We start from the raw sequence: 24,415 nt of genomic DNA, 5'->3' as shown, positions 1-24,415 counted from the left end.
TCAAGATTTTGCCTCCCGGCAAAAATCGAGGATGAACGGCAGATGAACCGGCGCTTTTGCGCGCGTTCAGACAGCCGCCGCTAGACTGCTCTCGACATCAAGGACAAGCGGCGCCGGATTTGCATGGACCGGGCGCCGCGACGAGGCCGAACCGGGTGCAACGTCCCTTCCTCCCGGATCGACAGGGGCCGGAAGCGCGCTCATAGCGGCTTCCGGCCTTCCCTGTTGCCGATCCGACGCTCCCGGAATTCCTTTGCTTTTGGCCCATGGACGGCTATCAACCTTGGCGAGGCCGGCCACGACAGGCAGGCATGCGAGACGCCGAGCACGAAGCGCCGAATGACGGATCTCCCTTTTCACGAAACTCCCCTTTTTCATGAAACTGAGGGCAACCCGCGACCGGAAAACGCCACCGGCGGCTTTTTTACGGCACGCGACGGCAAGAAGATACGCTATGGCCTGTTCGCCGCGGTCGCCCGCCCGATGAAGGGCACCGTGGTGCTGCTGTCCGGCCGCAACGAGTGCATCGAGAAATATTTCGAAACCATCCGCGACCTTGCGGCGCGCGGTTTTGGCGTCGCCACGCTGGACTGGCGCGGCCAAGGCGGCTCCGACCGGCTGATCCGCGATCGCCAGCGCGGCTATATCAGGTCCTTCCGCGACCACACGGCCGACCTTGAACAGTTCTTCGAGGAGATCGTGCTGCCGGACTGCCGCGGGCCGTACTACATCCTTGCCCATTCGGCCGGCGCCGTGATCACGCTGCTTGCTTCGCCCTCCATGGTCAACCGCGTGCGGCGCATGGTGCTGATCGCGCCGTTCTTCACCTTGCCCGACCTGCCCGTCTCGATCCGGACGGTCCGCCGCGTCTGTTCGCTGTTTTGTGCCCTGGGCCTTGGCCGGCTTTACGCCGCCTGGGGGCCGCGGCCGAAGGTTACCGCTCCCTTCGACACCAACAAGGTAACGACGGATCCGGAACGCTACCGCCGCAACACTAAGATCTACGAGGATCACCCGCAACTGGCGCTTGGCGGCCCGACGATCCGCTGGCTGAGAGCGGCTGCCGAAGCCGCGGAAGCGGTAAGCGATCCCGAATTCATGGCCCGCATCCGGGTCCCCCTGCTGGTCATCGCCGCCGGTGCCGATCAGGTCGTCTCGACCAAGGCCGTGGAAGCCTATGCCAGGCGTCTGCGCCTCGGCTCGCTGCTCATGATCGACGGCGCGCGTCACGAGATCCTGCAGGAGGCCGACATCTACCGCGAGCAATTCCTCGCCGCCTTCGACGCTTTCATTCCCGGCAGCGACGACCCGACGGCCTGATGGCGCGTATTGCCGAGACCGGAGCCGGTCCGGCGCCGGCTCATGCCTGGTTGGCGAAATTCCATAATCCGGTTGGCCCCCCAGGTCGCCCCGCTATCCGCCGACAACGCCCGTTCCCAGCACGCCGTCTTGCACGGATCAATGTCGGACGATGATCGCGCCGACGCCTCGGCAGGTTTAACGGCTATGCATGCTTCTCAATTCGGCCGTTCGGCCGGAGACAGCTCGACGCCTGGTTCCCGTTCCGGCGCCGGGCGCTAGTTACCGTCCGCAGAGGTCAGTCGACGGGATCGGGAGGAGCGGTCATGAACGCATCGGGCACGCTGCCACGCCAGGGCCATCGCCTGCTGCAGCTCGGCATCGCCCTCCTGCTGTTTTCGTCATTCGAAGGGTTCGCCATCCCATACCTCGCCGCACCGCGGCTCGGATTGTCGGTTCACACACTCAGCGCCTTGCAGGGCGTCCTGCTGCTGGTTTTGGGTCTCGTCTGGTCCAGGCTCAATCTTGGCGTCGCGATGTCGCGGATTGCGTTCTGGTTCCTGATCTATTCAGCCTTGGCCATCCTGGCAGCCTATGTGATGGCCAGCCTCTGGGGAGCCGGCGACGAGACGATGCCGCTGGCGGCCGGAGCCGCGCATGGAAGCGCCTTTCAGGAATACGCGATCAAAGGCATCGCCTATTCGTCCGCGCCGACCGGCCTCATCGCTTTCGCGCTCATTCTATGGGGCCTGCGTCTCTCAGACGCCTAAAGCGCATCGCGGCGAAACGGATGCTCAGCCGCGCAGGGCCGCCATCGCCGCTGCATGGAGCTCGGGCGTCGCCGCCGCCAATATATCGCCGCCATTCTCGGCCGGCCCGCCGTCGAAGGTGGTGACCACGCCGCCCGCCTTCTCGATGATGGGGATCAGCGCCACGATGTCATAGGGCTTCAGTCCGGGATCGGCGACGATGTCGACGCTTCCCGCGGCGACCATGGCGAAGGCGTAGCAGTCGGTGCCATAGCGAGCGAGTTGCACCTGCCTCTCGAACTGGTCGTAGCGCAGGCGCGCCTCGCCCTTGAACAGCGCCGGCGTCGTGGTGAACAGCGTTGCTTCAGCAAGGCTCGTCGTCTTGCGTGTGACCAGTTTGCGCGGCCCGCCCGGCCCCTCATAATGGGAGCCGGAGGCGTTGGCGTAGAAGAGCTCGCCGGTGAAGGGCTGCGACATCAATCCGGCAACGGCATCGCCCTCCACCGTCAATCCGACCAGCGTCCCCCACACCGGCAGGCCGGAGATGAAGGCGCGCGTGCCGTCGATCGGATCGATTACCCAGACATGCCTGCTGGAAATATTCTCGCTTCCATGTTCCTCGCCGAGAATGCCATGGTCCGGATATTGCGCCGAGATCAGCGCCCGGATGGCACGCTCGGCTTCGCGATCGGCTTCGGTGACCGGATCGAAGCTGCCCTTTTCCTTGTTGGCGACCGCGCCCTGGTTGCGGAAGCGCGGCAAGGTTTCCGCCGCCGCCGCTTGCGCGATGCGGCGCATGAAATCGATGCTGATGTCCAACTGATTCTCCCGCATTGCAGCATGGCCGAGCCCACGTGTGCCGCCAGTTCCGCGCCAAGACAAGGGTGTTCCAGGATTTTTCGCCGCGCCGACTGTTGCCAGAATAACACGCCGGCGCCACCGAAGCGCAATTTCCACATCACTCTGAATTAAAAAAGCCGGTAGGTCGCTTGACATTTGTGCAGCGCACCATACCCTTGATCTCGGACAGGGTTTCCTGTCCATGCCCTCCTTGGGCGTTTCCTCCCTAGACTTCGACCGTATCGTGCGAACGATGCGGTCTTTTTTTCGCCGCCAGTTCCAATCCCCGCCAATCCCGATCCATGTCGCCCAGAACTATGCGGCGGTTGTGGATGGCGCCATCTAATGAAACCGGGCTCTGTTCACTCCGCGGCCAGCGGCAGATCCATGAAATGGTGGTCGGGCATGGCCATCAGGTCGGCCGAAAATCGCGCCAGGTCGTCGGCCAGCGCATCGAAGCCCGCCGCTTTCTCGAATGTCCGCTCATTCATATAGAGCCCGCGATTGACCTCGATCTGCAGCGCATGGAGATGGCGCGCCGGGCGACCGTAGTGTTCGGTGATGAAGCCGCCGGCATAGGGCTTGTTGTGGGCGACGGTATAGCCCATGGCGTTGAGCAGGCCGATTGCGGTCTCGGTCAATGCCGCGGTGGCCGAGATGCCGAAGCGGTCACCAATGATGAAATCGGGCCGCAGGCCGTTGTCGCCGACGCGGATGCTCGCCGGCATCGAGTGACAGTCGATCAGCACGGCAAAGCCGAAACGCGCGTGGGTTCGCGTCAACAGCCGTTTCAGCGTCTCATGATAGGGTTTGTAGACCGCCTCGATGCGGGCAACCGCTTCGGCCAGCGGCAGGCGACCGGAGTAGATGTCGAGGCCTTCACCGACCAGCTTCGGAACGGTGCCGAGCCCGCCGGCCACGCGCGCGGAACGGATGTTGCAGAAGGACGGCACCGGCTCGGCGAACATGCGCGGATCGAGTTCCCACGGCTCGCGGTTGACGTCGAGATAGGCACGCGGGAAATTTGCCGCGAGCATCGGCGCGCCAAGCGCCACCGCGCCGCCGAACAGCTCGTCGACATAGCAGTCCTCGGACCGGCGAATGGCGTTGCGGTCCAGCCTCGCCATGGCGAGGAAGCGCTCCGGATAATGGCGCCCGCTGTGGGGTGAGTTGAAGAGGAAGGGGACGCGCTGCTCGGCGCCCGACCGGATTTCGAAGGGGGGAACGACCGAAAAATCCTCGGCTGCCGTCTTCAATTTGAACGAACCCGAAAACACCAATGCATCATAGGATGAAAGTGCCACCTCGACGGCCGCATGTCCAGCATTTCGGCGCCGGCACCGCCTTTCCGAATGCGGATTATGCCGCGCCTCGTTCACTTGATGTTTACCCTCGCCTCCTCATATACAGGATGGTTAACGGCCCTGCCTTTCGGCAGAGTCCGGGCGGGTGATTCGGACGGGATATCATGGCACGCATTCTTCTGGCGGAAGACGACGACGATATGCGTCGCTTCCTCGTCAAGGCGCTGGAGCGCGCCGGTTACCAGGTCAGCGATTTCGACAACGGCGCCAGTGCCTATGAGCGGCTGCGCGAGGAACCGTTCTCGCTGCTTTTGACCGATATCGTCATGCCGGAGATGGACGGCATCGAGCTGGCCCGCCGCGCCACCGAGATCGATCCCGACCTCAAGGTCATGTTCATCACCGGTTTCGCCGCCGTTGCGCTGAACCCGGATTCCAAGGCGCCGAAAGACGCCAAGGTGCTGTCGAAGCCGTTCCATCTGCGCGACCTCGTCAACGAGGTCGAGAAGATGCTGCAGGCGGCCTGAGCCGTTTTTGCCCAAGGCATCGGCGACTATCGGCCGGTGCGGCAAAACGGAGCCTTCTTTCCCCTTTCCTGCTATTGACGCGCCGGATCAAAAATGGTGTATGCGCGGCTTCGGATGGGCGTGTAGCTCAGCGGGAGAGCACTGCATTGACATTGCAGGGGTCACAGGTTCAATCCCTGTCACGCCCACCATCCTTTCAAAGACTTAGCTTCTTGGGCCGATTGGCACAGAACGGCACAAAACGCCCACTGAGCTCCTGAATGGTGCCCTTGAGTATTCCGATGCGGCCGATCCGTGACAGCTTGTGTGTTACGCCCGATATGGCGGGGTCAAGAAAAAGCCGAACGGAACAACCAGCGCCGTGAGAAGTTAGCCGGCACGCTTCCCTCCGCCCTCCGTCGGCTCAATAGCCCCGTCTGCGCTCCCGGGGTTTCTGCGTTTTGGGCATCTACCTCCAATTGCCGACCGAATCGCTCTTTCGGGTGACTTTCTTAAAGGAGTGAACTGTTCAAATCTGGAGTCTCTCTAAGCGGGAGGAACGGATGGGCAGCGATTTCGAGGCCGCACGACGACACCTGAAGCGCGCGCGTCAGTGCCTTCATGGCGATGATCACGTGAGCAGAGAAACGGTTGAGAGAATCGATGAAATGATCATAGCCCTGGCCGCGGAGGAGTGCTCTTCGTTTGGCTCCCTCTTCCCCTTCGGCCATCGAACGACGCGGAACTCTGAGGCCGCCTCGTCCAAGGCATAGCTCTACCTGCTGAAGGCAAACACTCGCGGTCCGTCGAAGGCCCCGCTGGCTCCGGCCGGCCGGCTCTTCGAACTTGCCGGAGGCGGTTTCGTCTCGCTGGGCAACAAAGGCTTTTTGTCATATAAGCGGAACCTGATATTCGGCGGCTGATTTCCGTGGCGGCAGCGTTCCCACACGCTGCTGGCCGAGGTTCCGAACCTTGGTCGGGCCCGCATCGCCCCGCCAGTGGTGCGGGCCCACAAAGCGGCACCTAGAACCAAGCCGCTGGCTTCGGCCGGGGCTACGGCTTGTTCATGGGTGTTGTCTTTGACGCGGGATCGAGCGCGATGCGCGACCTTCTGTAGACTTGATGAAAAGGCCGGAGCCAACAATCGCTCCGGCCCTGTTTCGTCGTCAGTCATTGCAGCTGTCGTCGGCCTTTGCCGCCGCGGTCTTGCCGCCATGCTGCTGCGCCTCGATATCCTGCTGCGATGTTGCGAGATTCTTGTCACCGCCGCCTTCCGCCCCCGCCAACGGCATTGTGCTGCCATCCTTGGCGGCCGGTTTGCCGGCACTATCCTTGGCCTTCGGAGTTTCCAAGGGCGCGTGGGTACCATCTTTCGAAATACCGGCGGTCTGTTGGGTGTCGGCGCCCGTGTTGGCAGCCGACTTGTCCGGACATGCCGCGATTGCAGAGCCCGCAGAAAACGACACCGCAAGCGCGATTACCAAAGCCATTTTCATCATGCTCGTCCTTCTGTTTGAGTGCCCTGCGGGTGAAACTAACGGCGCTTTTCTTTGTTCCGGGCCGGGCCGGGCCGTATGTCGTCATCGACGCACCACAACCGGCACGTTGATGCCACGGCGACGGCGCCAGATACTCCACGGAAGCGTTCGCCGACTCCCTTGTTATGCGGCCGAAGGGATACTCACCAGGAGTGAATGATGAAACGACTTCTTCTCGCTTCCGTCGTAGTGATTCTTTCCGGCGGCCTTGCCCTGGCGCAATCGACCAATACGACGTCGAGCGGCTCCTCCTCCACGACGACAACGATGCCGACGGATCAGAACACGGACTCGACCACGACCAAGTCGACCAACTCCAACTCCGCCAAGGATTGCGCACCGGGCCAACAGACAGGCAGCGCCAAGGAGTCAGCTCCCGGTCAGCAGGAAACCAGCGCCAAGTCCGCGGCCCCTGGCCAGATGGAAACGACGACGGAAGGTTGCTGACCGCATTGCCGCTGATGTCTCGACTCGCAACCTTGGCCTCCAGGTGCCTCGCGTCAGTTGGAACCACCTGCTGGGCTGATAGGCCGTCGGCTTCGGCCGGCGGGCGTCCAATGAATGCGGCTGTGGACTCGGTGACCCCCTACGCAAACGTGACCAAGTTCTCTGAAAAGTGACTGACGATTGTTCGCCTCGACGCGATAACGTTCCTCGACATCAGGAGGAACGCCTTGAAGCTCAATTCGCAGCAGAAGAAAACCGTCCTTGCCTCATTCCTGGGCTGGACGCTCGACGCTTTCGATTTCTTCCTTCTGACATTCCTGCTCACCGACATTGCGTCTGAATTCCAGACCGACGTCCCGGCGGTGTCAAAGGCGCTTTTCCTGACCCTTGCGACGCGCTTCATTGGCGCGTTCTTCTTCGGCACGTTGGCAGACAAATTCGGGCGCAAGCCCATCCTGATGCTCAACATCGTCAGTTATTCCGTGATCGGCGCTTTGGCCGCCCTCTCGCCCAATCTCGGCATATTCCTGGCGCTGCGCGCACTGTTCGGCATCGCCATGGGCGGCGAATGGGGACTTGGCTCCTCGCTTGCCATGGAATCCATCCCGCCCAGCGCCCGCGGCATGGTCTCGGGCATCCTGCAATGCGGCTATCCGGCCGGCTACCTTCTAGCGGCGGTCGTCTATGGCCTGCTCTATCACCAGACGGTCGGCGGCTACACGATCGGCTGGCGCGCCATGTTCCTGCTCAGTTTCATCCCGGCGCTGATCGTCCTTTTCATCCGCTCGCATGTTCCGGAATCGCCGGCCTTCGTCGAGGCGCGGAAGACCGCGAGGCCCGGCATGCTGGAGACGCTGCAAAAGCACTGGGGCGTCGCCCTCTATGCGGTGGTGCTGATGATGTTCTTCAACTTCTTCAGCCACGGCACGCAGGATCTCTACCCGACATTCCTGAAGAAGCAGCATGGTTTCGACCCGCACACGGTGAGCTGGATCACCATCGTCGCCAACATCGGCGCCATCATCGGCGGTCTGGCGTTCGGGGCGCTGTCCGAGAAGATCGGCCGCGTCAATGCGATCACGCTCGCCTGCCTGATTGCCTTGCCGTCCATCCCGCTATGGGCCTACAGCTCGACGCCCTTCATGCTGGCCATCGGCGCCTTCGTCATGCAGGTCGCGGTCCAGGGCGCCTGGGGCGTCATTCCGGTGCACCTCAACGAGCTCTCGCCCGGCGCGGTGCGCGCGACCCTGCCCGGCTTCATCTACCAGGCCGGCAATCTCGCGGCCTCCTATGGCGGTCCCTATCAGGCGGGCATAGCCGAGGCTCCCGGAGGCAGCTATGGCTACGCGTTGGCGCTGTTCGCCGGCGTGGTCGCCGTCTGCATCATCATCGTCATCCGCTTCAGTCCGGAACGGCGCGGCCAGGTGATGACCGTGCTGGACCACGACGTCAGCCGAGTCTGAGCGCCACGACGCCGGCGACGATGCTGAGCGCGGCGGCGCCGCGCCAGCCCGTCATCTTCTCGCCGAGCGCGAACACCGAGATCACCATGGCGAACAGGATGGAGGTCTCGCGCAGCGACGCCACCGAGGCGATCGGCGCCTTGGTCATAGCCCACATGACGATCCAGTAGGCAGCGCCGCTGAGCACGCCGGTGAACAGCCCCGCTTTCCAGTCGCGCGCCAGCACCGGCAAGGCCCGCGGGCCACGGAAGATCAGGCACAGCACCAGCGCTCCAAGCGCATCGCACACGAACAGCCAGGCGGCATAGCTCTGCGCCGTGGCCGCCAGCCGCGCCCCGCTGCCGTCGGACAGTGTGTAGCTGGCGATGAAGATCGAGGTCCCCAGCGCAAAGCCGACCGCGCGCAGGTTCAATCGTTCCAGATGCGCGCCGCCGCGAAACGACATCACCAGCGTGCCGGCCGACAGTAAAAGGATACCCAGAATGGCGAGCGGCGCCGGCACTTCGGCGACCACGAACATACCGCCAAGCGCCGCCAGCAAGGGCGCGGTGCCGCGCGCCAGAGGATAGGTCTGGGCGAAGTCGCCGGCCTGGTAAGCGCCGATCAGGAAGGTCCGGTAGCCCATGTGGAAGACGACGGAGGCAATGATATAGAGCCAGACTTCCGCCCTCGGCACCTCGACGAAGGGAAGTGCGAAAAGCGCGGCAAATCCCATGCCAAGCGTCATCAGGGTGATCGACAGGAAGCGGTCGAGATGGACCTTGACCAGCGCATTCCAGATCGCGTGCATCGCGGCCGCGGCAAGCACCGCGAAGAAGACGAAAAGCGTCATTTGGGCCTCATCCGCCTCCGGGGCCGGCGGGCGTTTCGAGATCGATGTCGATCCTGACCGGAAAATGATCGGAAGCCACTTCGCCAATGTCCGAGCTGACGGAGCGCACACGACCGGCAAACAGGCCGCCGACGAAGCAATGATCGAGCCGGCGCTTTGCCAGCCTGCCGTCGATGATCTTCTCATGCGTGTGGAAGTCATCCGCCGGTTCAATCGCCACGGCAGCGGCATCGACGAACCCATCCAGATAGGCGGCACCGCGATGATAGGGCGTGCCGCCGACGATGCGGCGGTATTCGGCGCTGCCCGGCTCCATGTTGAAATCGCCCATCCAGATCGCCGCCAGCGGGTTCTCCGGCTCTGGCTCGCCATTGCTCCAATTGCGCGCCGGCTCGTCGTCGGCGCCGCTCCACGGCCCGCCATCGGAGGGCGCCCGGCGATGCTCGGCAAGCAGATAGTCGATCTGCTCCAGCCGTTCTTCAGCCGCGACATGGGCGAGATGCAATGAAAGCACCCGCACCGGACCCGCCGGCGTGCGGATCATGCATTCGAGCGCCGCGTTGCGGGTGTTGAGCGGCCGCAGTGTGCGGCGCATCGGCAGCGCATGCAGCCGCGACCAGACGATCGGCAGCTTCGACAGCACCATGGTGCCGAACTGCCGGCGCCGGTTGACGATACGGCCGTCGCGCTGTTCGCTGGCGTCCATGTCGAAGGCCGGGCCGTAGACCCAGTGATAGTCCGGCAGCAGCCGCGAAAGCAGCTCTGGCTGGTCGTCGAAATTGCTGCGCTGCCAGTGCCGCTCGACCTCCTGCAAGGCGATGATATCGGCGCCGGCAACAATGCGCGCGGCGCGCGCCGGATCGTAGAGGCCGTCGCTGCCGAACCCGTATTGGATATTGTAGCTGACCAGCTTCATTGCTTATCCGGCTCAGTTTGGTGACGGCAGTACCGTTTCGACGGCGACCTTGCAATGGACCGCCGCGGCGGCCCTGCTGGGCCACGACGCAAAAGCCCCTCGCCTCGCCTAGGTCGTCAGCGGCTGGAACCGTCCCGCCGGGGAAGCCGCCAGCTCCGACCAGTCGATTTCTTCCTCCAGCCGGTGATAGGCCTCGTCACCGATCGTCCCGTTGCGGCGAAGTTCTTCCAGCGCGTCGCGCTGGCGCTTGATGGCATAGAGCCGCAGCCGGTCGTACTCGGTTGCTGCCTGGGCGTCGTCGGGGTTCTTGGCGACCTTGCGCTGTGCGGCATACTGCTCGCGCACCGCCGCCGCCGCGGTCGAGGTCTTGCCGCTCAAAATGTCGAGGGCCGCCTGCATGATGGCGACACGGGCCTGCGCGACCTCGCGGTCTATGGTCTCATCCGGTTCGAGACGAAGCAGGCGCAGCAACGGCTTCAGGCTCATGCCTTGCAGGACAAGCGTGCCCAGCACCACGCAAAAGGCGGTGAGCACGATCGGATCGCGGCCGGGGAAGTCCGCCGGCAATGCGAAGGCAGCCGCCAGCGTCACCAGGCCGCGCATGCCGCACCAGCCGATCAGCACCCCGCCGCGAAACGACGGCACCTCTTGCCGCTGCTCCGCATTGCCGAAGCGGGCAAGCCATCGGATCACGGCGCCGCAGCCCAGCACCCAGGCAAGGCGGGAAACGATGACGACCGCCAGGATCGTCCCTGCAAACAGGAATGCCTCGGACTGTCCCTGCTCGGCCAGGCGACCGACGATCAGCCGCGCCTGCAGGCCCATCAGCACGAAAGCCAGCACGTTAAGCACGAACACCGCCGTCTCCCAGACGGAATAGGAGCTGACGCGCTTTCTGGCCGACATGCGCCGCGGTGCGGTGCGCGCGATGGTCATGGCATAGACGACGATGGTGATGATGGCCGAGAGCCCCAGCCTGTCAGCCAGGATCCAGACGCCGAACGTCCCGGCGAACTGCACGACGGTGCCGCTCGCCGCATCTTCGATACGTCCAAGCATCGCCTGGGACAGGCGGCCGAGCAGATAGCCCGCGGCCAGGCTGCCGATGGTCGACAGCAGGACCATCGGAACGGCACTGCCCAAAAGAACGGGACCGGCGGCGGCAGTGATCGCGATGCGATAGATCAAAAGCGCGGTGGCGTCATTGAGCAGGCTTTCGCCCTGAAGGATGGCCGTGATGCGGTGCGGCACCTTGAACTGCCCGAGCACGGCGCTCGCGGCAACCGCGTCCGGCGGCGCCACGATGGCGCCAAGGGCTATGGCGGCAGCGATCGGCAGGCCGGCCATTTTCCAGCCGACCAGTGCCACGACGGCGGTCGTGAAAACGACCGCGCCAAGCGCCAGCAGCACAAGCGGCAGCCTGTAGCGGTTAAGATCGCGCAGCGATGTGTCGTAGGCCGCGTCGAGCAGCACCGGCGCAATGAACAGCGCAAGCGCCAGTTCCGGATCGATCTCGATCGTCGGCGCGCCGGGCAGGAAGCCAAGGCCGGCGCCCGCCAGCGCCAGCAAGGCGGGGTAAGGAACCTGCAGGCGCCGCGACAGCGCCGTCAGCGCAACGGCGATCAGCAGGAGGACAAGGGTGAGCTCAAATAGCGCCATGGCTCATCGTAGCGGCGAAGCGGAGCTCTTGGCAGTGGCAAAGCCGCAGGATGCTGTTGATTGTCCAATAGGAGTGCATCGTCCGGCAACTGGACCGGTGACCGGATCGACAGGGCGCTTCGGCCGCGTCAGTGCAGCACCAGCAGGTCGCCCGACGAGAAGGAAATCTCCGCCTTCTCGCCAACGGCCGGCGGTGGCGTCGTCGAACTGTTGAACGTGTCGAGCGAAACGGTGTTGCCGCCGATGCCGACCCGGACCCGGATCACCGAGCCGAGAAAGTGCACTTCGGAGATCTCGCCGGACAGGCTTGAATCGCGGCCGGGCTGGCGGCCGAGCGAAATGGCTTCCGGCCGCAACGCCAATGACAGCGTATCGCCGGACTTCGAGCCGTTGAGCCTGCCCTTGAGCGAGACTTCCTCGGTGTTGACACGAACCTTGCCCGACGCCGCGTCGGTGACGGTGCCTTCCAGCACGTTCAGCGTGCCGACGAAATTGGCGACGAACTTGGTTGCCGGCCGGTTGTAGATCTCGAACGGCGTGCCGACCTGCTCGGCCTTGCCGCCATACATCACCGCGATGCGGTCGGAGATCGACAGCGCCTCTTCCTGGTCATGGGTGACGAAGATGGTGGTGATGCCGAGCTTCTTCTGGATCGAGCGGATTTCCTCGCGCAGCGAGACGCGCACCTTGGCATCAAGCGCCGACAGCGGCTCGTCGAGCAGCAAGAGCTTCGGCTTCGGTGCGATGGCGCGGGCCAGCGCGATACGCTGCTGCTGGCCGCCCGAGAGCTGATAAGGATAGCGGTCGGCCATCTGCGGCAGCTTGATAATGCCCAGCATTTCGGCGACACGGGCATCGATATCAGCCCTGGACATGCCGGCGACTTTCAGTCCGAAGCCGATGTTCTGCGCCACGGTCAGGTTCGGGAACAGCGCATAGGCCTGGAACACCATGCCGACATTGCGCTGGTTCGGCTTCAGCCTGGTGATGTCCTTGCTGCCGACGACGATCTTGCCGGCCGACGGCTCCTCGAAGCCGGCGACCATGCGCAGCACCGTCGTCTTGCCGCAGCCTGACGGGCCGAGGAATGAGACGAACTCGCCCGGTTCGACGTCGAGATTGAAATCCTCGACAACGGTGGTGGCGCCGAAGGATTTTCGCACATGCTGGATGGAGAGGAATGGCTCGGCCATGGCTTTTTCTTTCGGGTCAGTTCGGACGATTAGCCGATTTCGGCGCGAAGCGCGACAGGATCTGGATCAGCGACATGCAGCCCCAGGTGATGACGAAGGCGATGATGGCAAGGGCCGCCGGCTCATAGGCGCGGTTGGCCCCGACATTCTGCAGGTACGGGCCGAAAGCCGGCCGGTTCAGCAAGCTCGCCATCGTAAACTCGCCGATGACGATGGCGAATGTCAGGAAGGCGCCGGACAACACCGCAATCAGCACATTGGGAAGGATGACGCGGGTGATGATCGTGCCCCAGCCGGCTCCGAGGATCTGGGCCGCTTCCGTCAACGTCCGCACGTCGATGGTTCTGAGCCCCGTATCGACGGCACGATACATATAGGGCAGCGCCAAGGTCGCATAGCCGATGACCAGCAAGGCATTGGTTCCCATATCGGACCCGAGGAACGGCAAGGGTGAATTCGAGCCGTACATCCTGATATAGCCGAAGACGATGACGATGGCCGGAATGACCAACGGCAAAAGCGTGATGAACTCGACGATCGGCCTGAGCTGCGGCAGCCGCAATCGGATCCAGTAGGCTGCCGGCACCACGATCAGCACACCCAGAATGATGGTGAAGATGGCGGCGACCACCGAATACAGGAAGGTCGCCTGGAAACGCGCGTCGCCGAGCACGATCCGGTAGGCGTCGAAGGAATAGGCGCCGCGCCGCATGCGCATGGAAAATTCCACCGTCGCGATCAACGGGATGAAGAAATAGGCCGCGCCGAGGATGAAGACCACCCAGGCCCAGAATCTGCCCGACTTCATTTCAGCCACCTCTCGGAACGGGTCCGGAACCAGATGTAGAAGACATTGGCCAGGCCGGTGATGACGATCATGCCGAAGGCGATCGCGTAGCCGAGATGGGCATTGTGCAGCACGTCGCCGCGGATTTGCGCGTAGAGCAGGATCGGCACGATGTTGAGCGACGAGCCGGTCAGCGCATAGGCGGTGGCGATCGCCCCGAAGGCGTTGGCGAAAAGCAGGATCACGGTGCCGAGAAAACTCGGCCAGATCACAGGGATGACCACGATGCGCCAATATTGCGCGGTGGTCGCGCCAAGCGTGGCGGCAGCTTCACCCCATTCCTTCTTCAAGCCATCGATTGCCGGCGTGATGATGACCACCATCAGCGGTATCTGGAAATAGACATAGGTCAGCGTCAGGCCCCAGAAGGACAGGATGTTGAAGCCGTGGGCATAGATGTTGAGGCCGAACACGGTGTTCAGGATCACCGTGGCAAGACCGAGCCGGCCGAGCGTGGCGAGGAAGGCGAAGGCCAGCGGCACGCCGGCGAAATTGGAGGCAACGCCGGAAAAGGTCAGGGTCGCCGAGCGTATCCAGTCCGGCAGCCCGCCGCGCACGATGGCGATGGCGATGGCCAGGCCCGCGAAAGCACCGATCAGCGCCGAGGCCAGGCTAACCTTGATCGATATCCAGTAAGCGGCAACGATCGACGGCTGCGCCAGAGCGACGATGTTTTCGAGCGTGAATTCGCCGGCATCATTCTGGAACGCGCCCAGCATCAGATAGAGCGTGGGCAAAATCAGGAACATGATGGCGAAGATGAAGAACGGTGCGACGCCGAGCCATTGCGTCGGCAATCGCAATGCGCGTGCCTCCGCGGGCGGCGCGGTCTTGCCTGCGGCATCGTGATTGGAAAGCGAGAGATCGGTCATGCGCCGGCTACCGTCTTCGAGGGGGAACCGGGCGGCCGCGAAGCCGCCCGGTGGATTTCAACTGTTACTTGACGTTGGCACCGACAACGGAGTCCCAGTTCTTGGTGACGGCTTCCTTGGCCTTGCCCTGCTCGTCCAGCGTCGGGAACACCGCCGAAGCATAGGCTTCCGCCGGCGGCAGCTTGGCCAGCACGTCCGCCGGGATCTTGCCGTTCTTGGCGAGATCGTTGAAGCGGATCGGGTGGCAATAGCCCTTGAGCCAGCCGATCTGGCCTTCGTCTGAATAGAGGTATTCCATCCAGAGCTTGGCTGCGTTCGGATGCGGCGCATAGGCGCTGATCGCCTGCACGTAGACGCCGGCGACGACGCCGGTCTTCGGCACGACGACGTCGACCGGCGGGTTGCCCTTCAGCGTGTCACGGCCGGCGAGCGCGTTGTAGTCCCAGTTGATCAGGATCGGGGTCTGGCCCTGGGCGAGTGTCGCCGGCTTGCCGATGACCGGTACGAAGTTGCCGGCGGCATTGAGCTTCTTGAAGAAGTCGAGGCCGGCGGTGCCCGCGGCTTCGCCAGCCGCGGCTCCACTCGAAAGGCCAGCGGCATAGACCGCCTGGATGGCCTGGTTCGAAGCGCGCGGATCACCGGCGAGAGCCACCGAATTGGCGAATTCCGGCTTCAGCAGATCGGCCCAGTCCTTCGGCGATTCCTTGACCAGATCCTTGTTCACCATCATCGCCAGAACGCCGTAGTAATCACCGTACCAGGCGCCGTCGGCATCCTTGGCGCTGTCGGGGATCGAGTCCCAGGTCGACACCTTGTAGGGCATCAGCAGGCCGTCGGCCTTGGCGGTCGGGCCGAAGGACAGGCCGACGTCGATGACGTCGGGCGCCTGCGGGCCCTTATTGTCCTTGTTGGCCTTGATCGCCTCGACCTCGTCGCCCGAGCCGGCGTCGGGGTTGAGCTCGTTGATGGTGATTTCCGGATATTTCGCCTTGAACCCGGCGATGACGTCGCCGTAACCGCACCAGTCATGCGGCAAAGCGATGGTGGTGAGCTGGCCTTCCGTCTTCGCGGCCTTGACGAGATCGTCCAGCGGAGCCGCGGACGAAATCACCGTCGACGCAAACAGCGCCGCGGCCGAAAGGGAAAGCACTTTCCCCGTGAATTTGAACATGTGTTCTCTCCGTTGAACTGACGCCGTTGGACGCCTGCGATGCGGTATCGTTTTCGTGTGACAGCCAGATGAAAGCTTTATGAAACCCCACCGCTGGCAGCACGAAAGTTAACTCCTTTTAATCGACTGTAGCAATTAGCCATCACTTAATTTTCCGGCTAATTACTTTTTGCTTTGCACTTCACCCTTTCCCCTTGGTTGCCCCTGATTTTCCAGATCAATTGTACCCTTAAAGCGGTATCACACCGTCCCGGCGATTGCATTTTCGAGCAGCGTCAGCGCTGCTTTCTTGGTCAGCTTGACCGGGTTGCCGCCGGCTGTCGGATCGACCACCGCCATATCGGCGATCAAGGCCTTGCGCTTCTTGTCCATGTCGAGCCCCTTGATCAGGCTTGGCAGCGCATGCGGCACCTTCAATTCCTTGCGAAGCTTGATGACAGCCTTGGCGAAGCCGTCGAAGCCGCCTCTTATGCCGCAATAGGCGGCGAGCCGCGCGATGCGGTCCTCGATCGCCTCGCGATTGAAGGCGAGCACATAGGGCATGAAAACCGCATTGGTCATGCCGTGATGGGTGTCGTAGAGCGCCCCGATGGGATGCGACAGCGAATGGATCGCCCCCAGCCCCTTCTGGAAGGCTGCCGCGCCCATCGCCGCGGCGCTCATCATGTTGGCGCGGGCGACCAGATCCCTGCCGTTGGCATAGGCCTTTGGCAGGTTCTCGAAGACAAGCCTGATGCCTTCCACGGCGATGCCGTCGGCCATCGGATGATAGCCCGGCGCGCAATAAGCCTCGAGGCAATGGGCCAGCGCGTCCATGCCGGTGCCGGCGGTGATGAAGCCCGGCATGCCGACCGACAGCTCCGGATCGGCAATGACGATCGCCGGCAGCAGCTTCGGATGGAAGATGACCTTCTTGGTGTGGGTCGCCTCGTTGGTGATGACGCCGGCGCGGCCGACTTCGGAGCCGGTGCCGGCCGTGGTCGGCACCGCTATGATCGGCGCGATCGCATCCGAGTTGGCGCGCGTCCACCAATCGCCGATGTCCTCGAAATCCCAGACCGGCCGCGTCTGTCCCGCCTGGAAGGCGATCAGCTTGCCGAGGTCGAGCGCCGAGCCGCCGCCAAAGGCGATGACGCCGTCATGCTTGCCCTTCTTGAACACCGCGATGCCGGCGGTGAGATTGGAATCGACCGGATTCGGCTTCACTTCGGAGAAAACGCCGTAGGGCACTTTTGCGTCATCGAGGATTTTCAGCGTCGAAGCGACGACCGGCAGTTTCGCCAGCCCCGGATCGGTGACGAAGAGCGGCCGCTTGATGCCGGTGGCGGCGAGCACCTCGGGCAATTCCTTGATGCGCCCGGCGCCGAAGCGAACGGTGGTGGGGTAGTTCCATTTGGAGATCAGCTTGGACATGTTTGTCTTTCAAAAAATCAGATGGCTTCGCGCAGGTGGAAGGATTTCGGCCGGGTCAGGTTGTCGTAGCCGATGGCGGACAAGCCGGCCCCCTTGCCGGTGTCCTTGACGCCGGTCCAGACCAGCGCCGGGTCGAGGTAGTCGCAGCGGTTCATGAACACCGTGCCGGTCTCGACGCGGTCGCCGATCGCCACCGCATGCTCGGTGTCGCGCGTCCAGATCGAGGCGGTCAGGCCGTAGGGGCTGTCGTTCATCAGCGCGATCGCCTCCTCGTCGTTGCGCACCTTCATGATGCCGACGATCGGGCCAAAACTTTCCTCGCGCATGACGCTCATCTGGTGGTCGACGTCGGTCAGTACTTCCGGCGCCAGATAGGGCGAGCCGGCCTTGTCTTGAGCCACCTTCATGTTGATATGCGCCTTGGCGCCCTTGCGCAGCGCCTCGGCCTTCTGCTCGCGGATCAAGTCGGCGAAACGGGCCTGCGCCATCGGCCCCATCGTCGTCGCCTGTTCGAGCGGGTTGCCGACGACATAGTGTTTCGTCTCGGCGATGAAGCCTGCGACGAATTCGTCATAGACCTTCTCATGCACATAGACGCGCTCGATGCCGCAGCAGCACTGGCCGGAATTGTAGAAGGCGCCATCGACCAGATTGGCGACTGCATGGTCAATCTTGGCGTCGGGCAGCACATAGGCAGGATCCTTGCCGCCAAGCTCCAACCCGAGCGTCATGAAGGTGCCGGCCGCTGCCTTTTCGATGGCGCGGCCGCCGGCGACCGAGCCGGTGAAATTGACGTGGTCGATCTTGCCCGAGCCAAGCAATTTTTCTGTCTGCGCGTGGTTCAGCACGATGTTCTGGAACACGCCCTTGGGCAGGCCGGCTTTGTCGAAAGCCTGTTGGAAACGCTCGCCGACAAGCAGCGTCTGCGCGGCGTGTTTGAGGATGACGGTGTTGCCGGCCATCAGCGCCGGCACGATCGTGTTGACCGCGGTGAGGTAAGGATAGTTCCACGGCGCGATCACCATGACCACGCCGAGCGGATCCTTCTTCACATAGCGGCGGAACCCGTCCTTCGGATTGGAGGCCGGGACCGATTTCAGCGCCGCCTCGGCGATCTCGACCATATAGCTGGTGCGTTCCTTGACGCCGCCGAACTCGCCGCCATAGCGCACCGGACGCCCCATCTGCCAGGCAATCTCCGGCACGATTTCGTCGGTCATGGCGACCAGCGTTTCGAGCATCGCCAGCATGTACTTGCCGCGCTCGACGATCGGCGTCCCGGCCCACTTCTCCTGCGCCGCTTTGGCGCGCTCGACAGCGGCATTGACCGCCTGGTCAGTGGCGATCGGACGCTCGGCATAGACCGAACCATCGATAGGGGATTTGAGTTTCACGATTTCCAAGAAGATGTCTCCATATCGAAAGGCAAAGCGTCAGCAGGCAAGGGCGCGAACATGCCCCGCTCTCGCATAATCCAGTATCGACTGATCGCGCGTCACGAGCGTCAGATCGAACGCCCGTGCCGTCGCGATCAATATTCTATCTGCCGGATCGCCGTGAAGCGATCCGGGCAAGAAGGACGATTCAATCAATAAGCCCGGCGAAAGAGCCTCTACCTTGATGCCTGGCGTGGCGATCACTTCCCCAAAAATGCTTGTTGGCGACTTTGCTGCCGCCAATCGGCCGTTGGCGCTCAGCAGGCCCAATTCCCAGGCCGATATGGGGGAAACCCGGATCTTCTCGTCAACAGCCGCGGCGGTATTGATCGCAGTCTTGGCTTCCGGCCTGATCGGCTCGTTCAGCGCTATCCATATGATCGCGCACGTGTCGAGCAGCAGCCTATGCGTCACGGCTGCACATCAGGCTCAAAAGCCGGCCTAGTGTAATCATGCCCTGGGCAAAGCGTAACCTTGCCTGTCCATATGCCGAAAAGCGGATGGTCGATATTTTCCCGTGGAAGTTCGTAGCTGGCCTGCGCTGGCTCCGCCATTCCCGGAGGAGTCTTGTCCATGGTAGCCATGTTCGGCTTTCGATAGCCCTCGGGCCATCCCTCCAGTTTAAAATCCACGCGTTCGTTCGCAAGGTCGACATGGGACGCCCGATAGTTTGCGCGCAACCAGGCGCGCGCCTGGCTGTGCCCGCTCGGGCTGTTCGCCCACCATTCCTGCCGCTGTCGCGCCGACGGTGGCAAGCGGCCGCCTATTACTTGCTCGATCTCCGCGAAGCTCATGGACATACGGCCTTGGCCCGAGAACAGAAGATGCTCGAAAAGCGGATGGTATTTGGTTCCGTCGGTCATTGTACAAATTTAGTCCAATCCGCGTTTCCGATCAAGGTAAAGATAGTAATATACTATCTTCTAGTATCGCTCGAACCCACGATGCAGTTCCCAATCCGTAATGCGGCGGTCGTATTCGAACTGCTCCCATTTAGCGGTGTGGACGTAGTGTTCGAGCACGTCCTCGCCGAGCGCCTGTTTCAGCATCTTGGACTTGGCCAGCGTGTCGGTGGCGTCGCGCAGCGTCTTCGGGATCTCCGGCAGGCGCGAGGCCTGATAGGCGTCGCCGACGAAGGGCTTCTGCAGCTCCAGCTTCTCGTCGATGCCGGCAAGGCCGGCGGCGATCAACGCCGCGAAGGCGAGATAGGGGTTCAAGTCGGCGCCGCCGATGCGGCACTCCATGCGGATGCCCTTGGTGCCCTCGCCGCACAGGCGGAAGCCGGCGGTGCGGTTATCTTCGCTCCACATGATCTTGGTCGGCGCGAACGTGCCGGCCTGGAAGCGCTTGTAGGAATTGATGTAGGGCGCCAGGAACCAGGTGAACTCCTTGGCGTATTTGAGTTGACCCGCCGCCCACTGCTGGCCGAGGCTCGATAGCGTCCAGTCGGCTTGTCTGTCGAAGAAAAGCGGCGTCTTGCCGTCGGCGCTCCAGAGCGAATTGTGGATGTGGCTGGAATTGCCGGCGAGCCCGTAATTGTACTTGGCCATGAAGGAAATCGCCTTGCCTTCGGATTCGGCGATCTCCTTGGCGCCATTCTTCAGGATGACGTGGCGATCGGCCATGTCGAGGGCCTCGGCATAGCGCACATTGATCTCTTCCTGACCCGGCCCCCACTCGCCCTTCGAGTTCTCGATCGGGATGCCTGCCGCTTCCATTTCGTTGCGAAGCCGTCGCATGACGCCTTCTTCCTTGGTGGTGATGCCGATCTGATAGTCGCCGATATAGGGCGAGGCGGTGTCGAGGCCCTGCCAGTGCTTCTTGCGGGCGGAATCGTAGGTCTCGCTGAAGAGGTAGAATTCGAGCTCGGAGGCGAAATAGCCGATATAACCCCGCTCCGTCAGCCGCTTGACCTGCTTCTTCAGGATGGCGCGCGGGGAATGCGGCAGGTCGTCATGGGTGTGGTGATCGAGCACGTCGCAGATCACGAGCGCCGTCTTTTCCAGCCACGGAATGCGCCGCAGCGTCGCGAGGTCGGGCTTCATGACGAAATCGCCATAGCCCTTCGACCAGCTTGCCGCCTTATAGCCGGGCACCGGCTCCATATCGATGTCGGCGGCCAGGAGATAGTTGCAGCCATGCGTCTCGTCATGCGCGGAATCCACGAAGTACTGGGCCAGGAACCGTTTTCCCGCCAGCCGTCCCTGCATATCGACGATGCAGGCCAGCACCGTGTCGATCTCCCCGCCGGAAACCGCTTTCTTCAACTGATCGAACGAGAAATTTCCGGCCATTCCTTTGGCGCTCCAGTGCTTGTCATTTTGGGCTTGTCGATTTCGAAGGGTCGAAGCCATGGCCGGCGATGCGCGGGCCATGGCTGTGAGATGCTGGCCTCAGTGGCCGGTTTCGCCGACGGCCTGCTCAGCCGCCTTGATCGCCGCTTGGCGCGCCGCGATGATGTCGCCGAGCGGCGGACCCTGGAAGCGGTTGCGCTCGAAGGCAAACCAGACGATCGCGGTCAGGATGAAGAAGCCGACGGTGATGTAGAGCGCCCAGTCGTTCGGCGGCTGGATGCCAATGACGAAGATCAGGATCATCGACACGATCGACAGGACCGCAAACAGCATGAACACGCCGCGCCCCATGTTCCACGGTCCCATCTTGTCCCATTTGGGCGTGCCCCAGGCCAGCATGCCGAGCACGATCGGCACGGTGAAGGACAGGAACAGGAAGATGACGGTGCAGGAGACCACGATGGTGTAGGCCGAGGTGCCGGCGACCGAAACCAGCGTCGAACCCCAGACGAACAGCACCGACAGGATCGATGCCGTCCAGATCGCCGCCACCGGCGTGCGGTAGGTCGGGCTGACCTTGGCCAGTGCCGACGAACCCGGCAGGCCGCCGTCACGCGAGAAGGCGAAGATCATGCGCGAGGCTGAGGTGACGGTGGCGAGGCCGCACAGCAGCTGAGCGATGAACACGACGAGATAGACGAACTCCTTGAGGCCAGGGCTGACGCGCTGGTCGAAGGCCCAGAAGAACACGTTCCAGCCTTGCTTGGCGGCATCGTCCATGTTCGGGATCATCAGCACGAAGGCGGCCAGGAACAGATAGCCGAAGACCGCCGACCAGATCACCGACATGACCATGGCGCGCGGCACCGAGCTGGCCGCCTTGATGGTCTCCTCGGAGGTATGCGCCGAGGCGTCGTAACCGGTGATGGTATAGATCGGCAGCAGGAGGCCGAGCGCGAACACCCAGGCATTCGAAACCGACGGCCAGACGCCGCCTCCGGCATCGCCGGAGTAGTTATGGAAGGTGAACAGCCGGCTGAAATCCCAGGTTTCGGCGGAAAGCAGGCAGACCACTGCGATCAGGATCGAGCCGAAGAAGATGAGGTAGCCCGAGAAGTCGGTGAGCTTGGCCGTCAGCTTGATGCCGAGATGGTTGATGAGCGCCTGGGCGCCGGTGATGATGACCAGAAAGATCATCTGGTTGGTCAGCGTGCCTTCGATGCCGAGCGCCGGTCCGAAGGCACCGATGAAGAATGTCCAGGTGCCGACATTGATGGCGCCGAGCACGGTGATCAGGCCGAGCAGGTTGAGCCAGGCCGTGACCCAGCCGGTGCCGCGGTTGCCCAGGATCGAGCCCCAATGATAGAGCCCGCCTGCCGTCGGATAGGCCGAGCTGATCTGCGACATGGCGACGGCGAACGTCAACGAGACGAAGCAGCCGACCAGCCAGCCGATGCCGATGCCGATGCCGCCGGCGCCCGACGTTGCCTGCGCCAGCGAATTGATGCCGCCCGACAGGATGCAGATGATGGAGAAGGAAACGGCGAAGTTCGAAAAGCGGCTGAGGCGCCGCTCCAGTTCCTGGGCGTAGCCCATGCTGTGGAGGACCTTGACGTCCTCCGCCTTGTCAACTTCGGTATATCCAGGTGCTGCCATTTTTAGTCCCCTTGCGTTCTCAGCTAGCCGATTGAACTGACTTTCCCGTTGCGTGTTCCCTGGCGCCTCTGGTCTCCTCGGGCTCCAGATCCGAAAAGATGCCTGTGAGCAAATCCGCCCATTTCCGCTGCCCGGTCTCGCCGGAGATTTCATCGTTGCGGATTTCGATCATCGCGCAGGGCAGCCCGCGCGGGCGCGCATGGCGTTCCAGCGTGAAATAGACGCGGTCGGCCGGCGAATAGGGTTCGTTGACGCCGACGGTGATGCCGGCAAGGTGCCGCAGCGCCGATATCAGCGGCGCTGCCAGCCGGCGGTCGTCATCGTGGATGATGCCGATATGCCAGGGCCGGTCTCGGCCTTTGTAGACCGGCGTGAAGGAATGCACCGATACCAGCCGCGTCTCCTGGCCGCGCGCCAGCCTGTCTTCGACAATATGCTCGATGGCGTTATGAAACGGCTGCCAGGACAGGGCGACCCGCGCCGCGCGCTGCTTTTCCGACAGGCCGGTGTTGCCCGGTATGGCTGTGGTTTCGCTGACCGGCGGCACCAGGTCCGGCGCGTCAAGCGGCCGGTTGCAGTCGATGACGAGACGCGAAATGCAGGTTTCGACCAGCGTCGCATCGAGCGACTGCGCCATGCGCAGCGCAACGGGCAGCGCGCCCGGGTCCCAGGCGATGTGACGCGACAGGTCCTCGGCGGTGAGGCCGAGCGTGCCGAATTCGGCGGGCAGGAAATTGGAGGCGTGGTCGCAGGTGAGCACGAAGGGACTCGATCCGCCCGGGTTGGTCACCCTTACGGCATCAGGCGATGCAAGGCTGGCGGGCCGTGCTTTCTCCATAGTCTGCGGTCCCCGGGGAGCGCTGTATCGTATGTTACGTATTTTGCCTCATTGCGTCCCTATGGATGATTTCATACAGTTTGCCCGGCTTTGTCAAATGCGATTTGGGGAAAACACCGTCGGCCGGGCCATGGATGGGAAAGATGATTTCCAGTATTGCCGAATTGATCGCCGACCGCATCGGCACAATGCCGGCCGGCGAGCGGCGCGCGGCCCAGACGCTGATAGCGAGCTATCCGATGATCGGTCTGAAGACTGTCGCCGAATTCTCGTCCGCGGCCGGCGTGTCCTCGCCGACGATCCTGCGTTTCGTCGCCAGGCTCGGCTTCCAGAACTATCCGGAGTTCCAGTCGAGCCTGCAGGACGAACTGGCGGCGCAATTGCAGTCCCCCGCGACCCGCACGCTCAATCCGCCCTTGCCCGGCGGCACGGCGTCGCCGATGCTGGAGGCAACGCTCGACAATATGCGCGAGACGTTCCGGCACCTGTCCGACAAGCAGCTTGCCGACATCGCGTCCCGCCTCGCAGAGCGTCGCGGCAAGACATTCCTGATCGGCGGCCGCTTCACCGATCCGCTGGCGCGCTACATGGCCGCCCACCTTGCCATCATCCAGCCTGACGTCATTCACCTCGCCGGTCAGGAAAGCATGTGGCGCGACAGGCTGATCGACATGGGCAAGCGCGACGTGCTGGTCATTTTCGACATCAGGCGCTACCAGGACAGCCTCATCCGCTTCGCCGAGAAGGCGCATCAGCGTGGCGTGCAGATCGTGTTGTTCACCGACCAGTGGCTGTCGCCGATCGCCCGCTTCGCCCGTCACGTCATCGCCGGGCGAACCGCCGTGCCTTCGGCGTGGGACTCCTCGGCGGCGCTCTTCGTCGTCGCCGAAACGCTGATCGGCGCCGTCACAAGGCAACTCGAGGCCGACGGCGCCCGGCGCATCCGCGAGATGGAAGGCCTGCGTTGATGCAGCCCGGGATAAGTCTGGAACGATTTCGGTCCGAAACTGGCGTCGGGGCGGCATAGCCACCGTTGTAATCTCGAAAGCCCGGCTCGAAGTGAACTAAAAAATCAAAACGGCACGAACACCGGCAACGTTACGCATATTTAATGTGCGCGGACACTGAAGAATTGTCATAAA

General features: G+C 62.9%; 23 protein-coding genes and 1 tRNA gene. 7 read left to right on the top strand and 17 right to left on the bottom strand.

Translation table 11 applies throughout. The annotated features are described in order from the left end of the window. Positions 1–339: 339 nt before the first annotated feature. Complete coding sequence (locus FJ973_RS15375; RefSeq protein ID WP_140513689.1) at positions 340–1,320, top strand: alpha/beta hydrolase; 981 nt, start codon at positions 340–342, stop codon at positions 1,318–1,320. A gap of 305 nt (positions 1,321–1,625) precedes the next feature. Continuing rightward, complete coding sequence (locus tag FJ973_RS15370; RefSeq protein ID WP_140556546.1) at positions 1,626–2,069, top strand: hypothetical protein; 444 nt, start codon at positions 1,626–1,628, stop codon at positions 2,067–2,069. Between the two features lie 24 nt (positions 2,070–2,093). On the opposite strand, the gene hisN is transcribed toward FJ973_RS15370, so the two are convergent. Both hisN and FJ973_RS15360 read right to left on the bottom strand, forming a co-directional pair. Next, on the bottom strand, positions 2,094–2,867 hold the full coding sequence (hisN, locus tag FJ973_RS15365) for a histidinol-phosphatase (protein ID WP_140556544.1): 774 nt from the start codon (positions 2,865–2,867) through the stop codon (positions 2,094–2,096). A 383-nt stretch (positions 2,868–3,250) separates the two neighbouring features. Further along, positions 3,251–4,192, bottom strand: a complete 942-nt coding sequence (locus FJ973_RS15360) for an N-formylglutamate amidohydrolase (protein WP_140556542.1) — start codon at positions 4,190–4,192, stop codon at positions 3,251–3,253. 164 nt (positions 4,193–4,356) lie between these two features. Here FJ973_RS15360 and FJ973_RS15355 point away from each other — a divergent pair, with 164 nt between their 5' ends. Together FJ973_RS15355 and FJ973_RS15350 are read left to right on the top strand one after the other, a co-directional pair. Then, positions 4,357–4,719: a response regulator gene (locus FJ973_RS15355; RefSeq protein ID WP_006199474.1), complete on the top strand. Its 363-nt coding sequence runs from the start codon at positions 4,357–4,359 to the stop codon at positions 4,717–4,719. 116 nt (positions 4,720–4,835) lie between these two features. Continuing rightward, a tRNA-Val gene (locus FJ973_RS15350) sits at positions 4,836–4,910 on the top strand. A 954-nt stretch (positions 4,911–5,864) separates the two neighbouring features. Here the strand turns inward: FJ973_RS15350 and FJ973_RS15340 are convergent. Beyond that, complete coding sequence (locus FJ973_RS15340; RefSeq protein WP_224656141.1) at positions 5,865–6,188, bottom strand: hypothetical protein; 324 nt, start codon at positions 6,186–6,188, stop codon at positions 5,865–5,867. Between the two features lie 207 nt (positions 6,189–6,395). On the opposite strand from FJ973_RS15340, the gene FJ973_RS15335 reads away from it, so the two are divergent. Together FJ973_RS15335 and FJ973_RS15330 are read left to right on the top strand one after the other, a co-directional pair. Further along, positions 6,396–6,683 carry a hypothetical protein gene (locus FJ973_RS15335; protein ID WP_140556540.1) on the top strand — a complete coding sequence of 96 codons (288 nt, stop codon included), beginning with the start codon at positions 6,396–6,398 and terminating at the stop codon, positions 6,681–6,683. Positions 6,684–6,910: 227 nt separating this feature from the next. Next, the gene (locus tag FJ973_RS15330; protein WP_140556539.1) at positions 6,911–8,146 is read left to right on the top strand and encodes an MFS transporter; all 1,236 of its coding nucleotides are present in this window, start codon (positions 6,911–6,913) and stop codon (positions 8,144–8,146) included. Here FJ973_RS15330 and FJ973_RS15325 read toward each other — a convergent pair. The 14 genes from FJ973_RS15325 to FJ973_RS15260 all read right to left on the bottom strand — a co-directional run bounded on the left by FJ973_RS15325 (position 8,133) and on the right by FJ973_RS15260 (position 23,273). Further along, positions 8,133–8,978: an EamA family transporter gene (locus FJ973_RS15325; protein WP_140496297.1), complete on the bottom strand. Its 846-nt coding sequence runs from the start codon at positions 8,976–8,978 to the stop codon at positions 8,133–8,135. The two genes, FJ973_RS15330 and FJ973_RS15325, sit on opposite strands and share 14 nt — an antisense overlap. Positions 8,979–8,985: 7 nt before the next feature. Continuing rightward, complete coding sequence (locus FJ973_RS15320) at positions 8,986–9,894, bottom strand: endonuclease/exonuclease/phosphatase family protein (protein ID WP_140556537.1); 909 nt, start codon at positions 9,892–9,894, stop codon at positions 8,986–8,988. 108 nt (positions 9,895–10,002) lie between these two features. After that, the gene (locus tag FJ973_RS15315) at positions 10,003–11,553 is read right to left on the bottom strand and encodes a sodium:proton antiporter (protein ID WP_140513695.1); all 1,551 of its coding nucleotides are present in this window, start codon (positions 11,551–11,553) and stop codon (positions 10,003–10,005) included. A gap of 128 nt (positions 11,554–11,681) precedes the next feature. Beyond that, positions 11,682–12,746, bottom strand: a complete 1,065-nt coding sequence (locus tag FJ973_RS15310; protein WP_140496300.1) for an ABC transporter ATP-binding protein — start codon at positions 12,744–12,746, stop codon at positions 11,682–11,684. 16 nt (positions 12,747–12,762) lie between these two features. Beyond that, on the bottom strand, positions 12,763–13,554 hold the full coding sequence (locus FJ973_RS15305) for an ABC transporter permease (RefSeq protein WP_140513696.1): 792 nt from the start codon (positions 13,552–13,554) through the stop codon (positions 12,763–12,765). Continuing rightward, complete coding sequence (locus FJ973_RS15300; RefSeq protein WP_140496302.1) at positions 13,551–14,465, bottom strand: ABC transporter permease subunit; 915 nt, start codon at positions 14,463–14,465, stop codon at positions 13,551–13,553. Before FJ973_RS15300 ends, FJ973_RS15305 begins: the two co-directional genes overlap by 4 nt. 64 nt (positions 14,466–14,529) lie before the next feature. Continuing rightward, positions 14,530–15,636: an ABC transporter substrate-binding protein gene (locus tag FJ973_RS15295; RefSeq protein WP_140556535.1), complete on the bottom strand. Its 1,107-nt coding sequence runs from the start codon at positions 15,634–15,636 to the stop codon at positions 14,530–14,532. 240 nt (positions 15,637–15,876) lie between these two features. Beyond that, positions 15,877–17,049: an iron-containing alcohol dehydrogenase gene (locus FJ973_RS15290; RefSeq protein WP_140556534.1), complete on the bottom strand. Its 1,173-nt coding sequence runs from the start codon at positions 17,047–17,049 to the stop codon at positions 15,877–15,879. Positions 17,050–17,066: 17 nt separating this feature from the next. Beyond that, entirely contained in the window at positions 17,067–18,452 is a 1,386-nt protein-coding gene (locus FJ973_RS15285; RefSeq protein ID WP_140556532.1) for an aldehyde dehydrogenase family protein, read from the bottom strand. 30 nt (positions 18,453–18,482) lie between these two features. Further along, positions 18,483–18,899, bottom strand: coding sequence for a type II toxin-antitoxin system VapC family toxin (locus tag FJ973_RS15280; RefSeq protein WP_140522425.1), 417 nt, complete (start codon positions 18,897–18,899; stop codon positions 18,483–18,485). Further along, on the bottom strand, positions 18,896–19,348 hold the full coding sequence (locus FJ973_RS15275) for a hypothetical protein (RefSeq protein WP_140522427.1): 453 nt from the start codon (positions 19,346–19,348) through the stop codon (positions 18,896–18,898). The genes FJ973_RS15280 and FJ973_RS15275 overlap by 4 nt, the downstream gene beginning before the upstream one ends. A 60-nt stretch (positions 19,349–19,408) precedes the next feature. Next, the gene (locus FJ973_RS15270; RefSeq protein WP_140496308.1) at positions 19,409–20,779 is read right to left on the bottom strand and encodes a glutamine synthetase family protein; all 1,371 of its coding nucleotides are present in this window, start codon (positions 20,777–20,779) and stop codon (positions 19,409–19,411) included. Positions 20,780–20,878: 99 nt separating this feature from the next. Continuing rightward, positions 20,879–22,435, bottom strand: a complete 1,557-nt coding sequence (locus FJ973_RS15265; protein ID WP_140496309.1) for an amino acid permease — start codon at positions 22,433–22,435, stop codon at positions 20,879–20,881. Positions 22,436–22,454: 19 nt separating this feature from the next. After that, entirely contained in the window at positions 22,455–23,273 is an 819-nt protein-coding gene (locus tag FJ973_RS15260) for an N-formylglutamate amidohydrolase (protein WP_140556530.1), read from the bottom strand. A gap of 143 nt (positions 23,274–23,416) precedes the next feature. Between FJ973_RS15260 and FJ973_RS15255 the strand changes: the two genes are divergently transcribed. Continuing rightward, positions 23,417–24,241, top strand: a complete 825-nt coding sequence (locus FJ973_RS15255; RefSeq protein ID WP_140496311.1) for a MurR/RpiR family transcriptional regulator — start codon at positions 23,417–23,419, stop codon at positions 24,239–24,241. Positions 24,242–24,415 lie beyond the last annotated feature (174 nt).

The sequence above is a fragment of the Mesorhizobium sp. B2-1-3 genome, assembly GCF_006442495.1.
Taxonomy (GTDB): domain Bacteria; phylum Pseudomonadota; class Alphaproteobacteria; order Rhizobiales; family Rhizobiaceae; genus Mesorhizobium.
The sequence above is the reverse complement of the archived record's forward strand: the minus strand, read 5'-3'. Positions and strand labels throughout refer to the sequence as shown.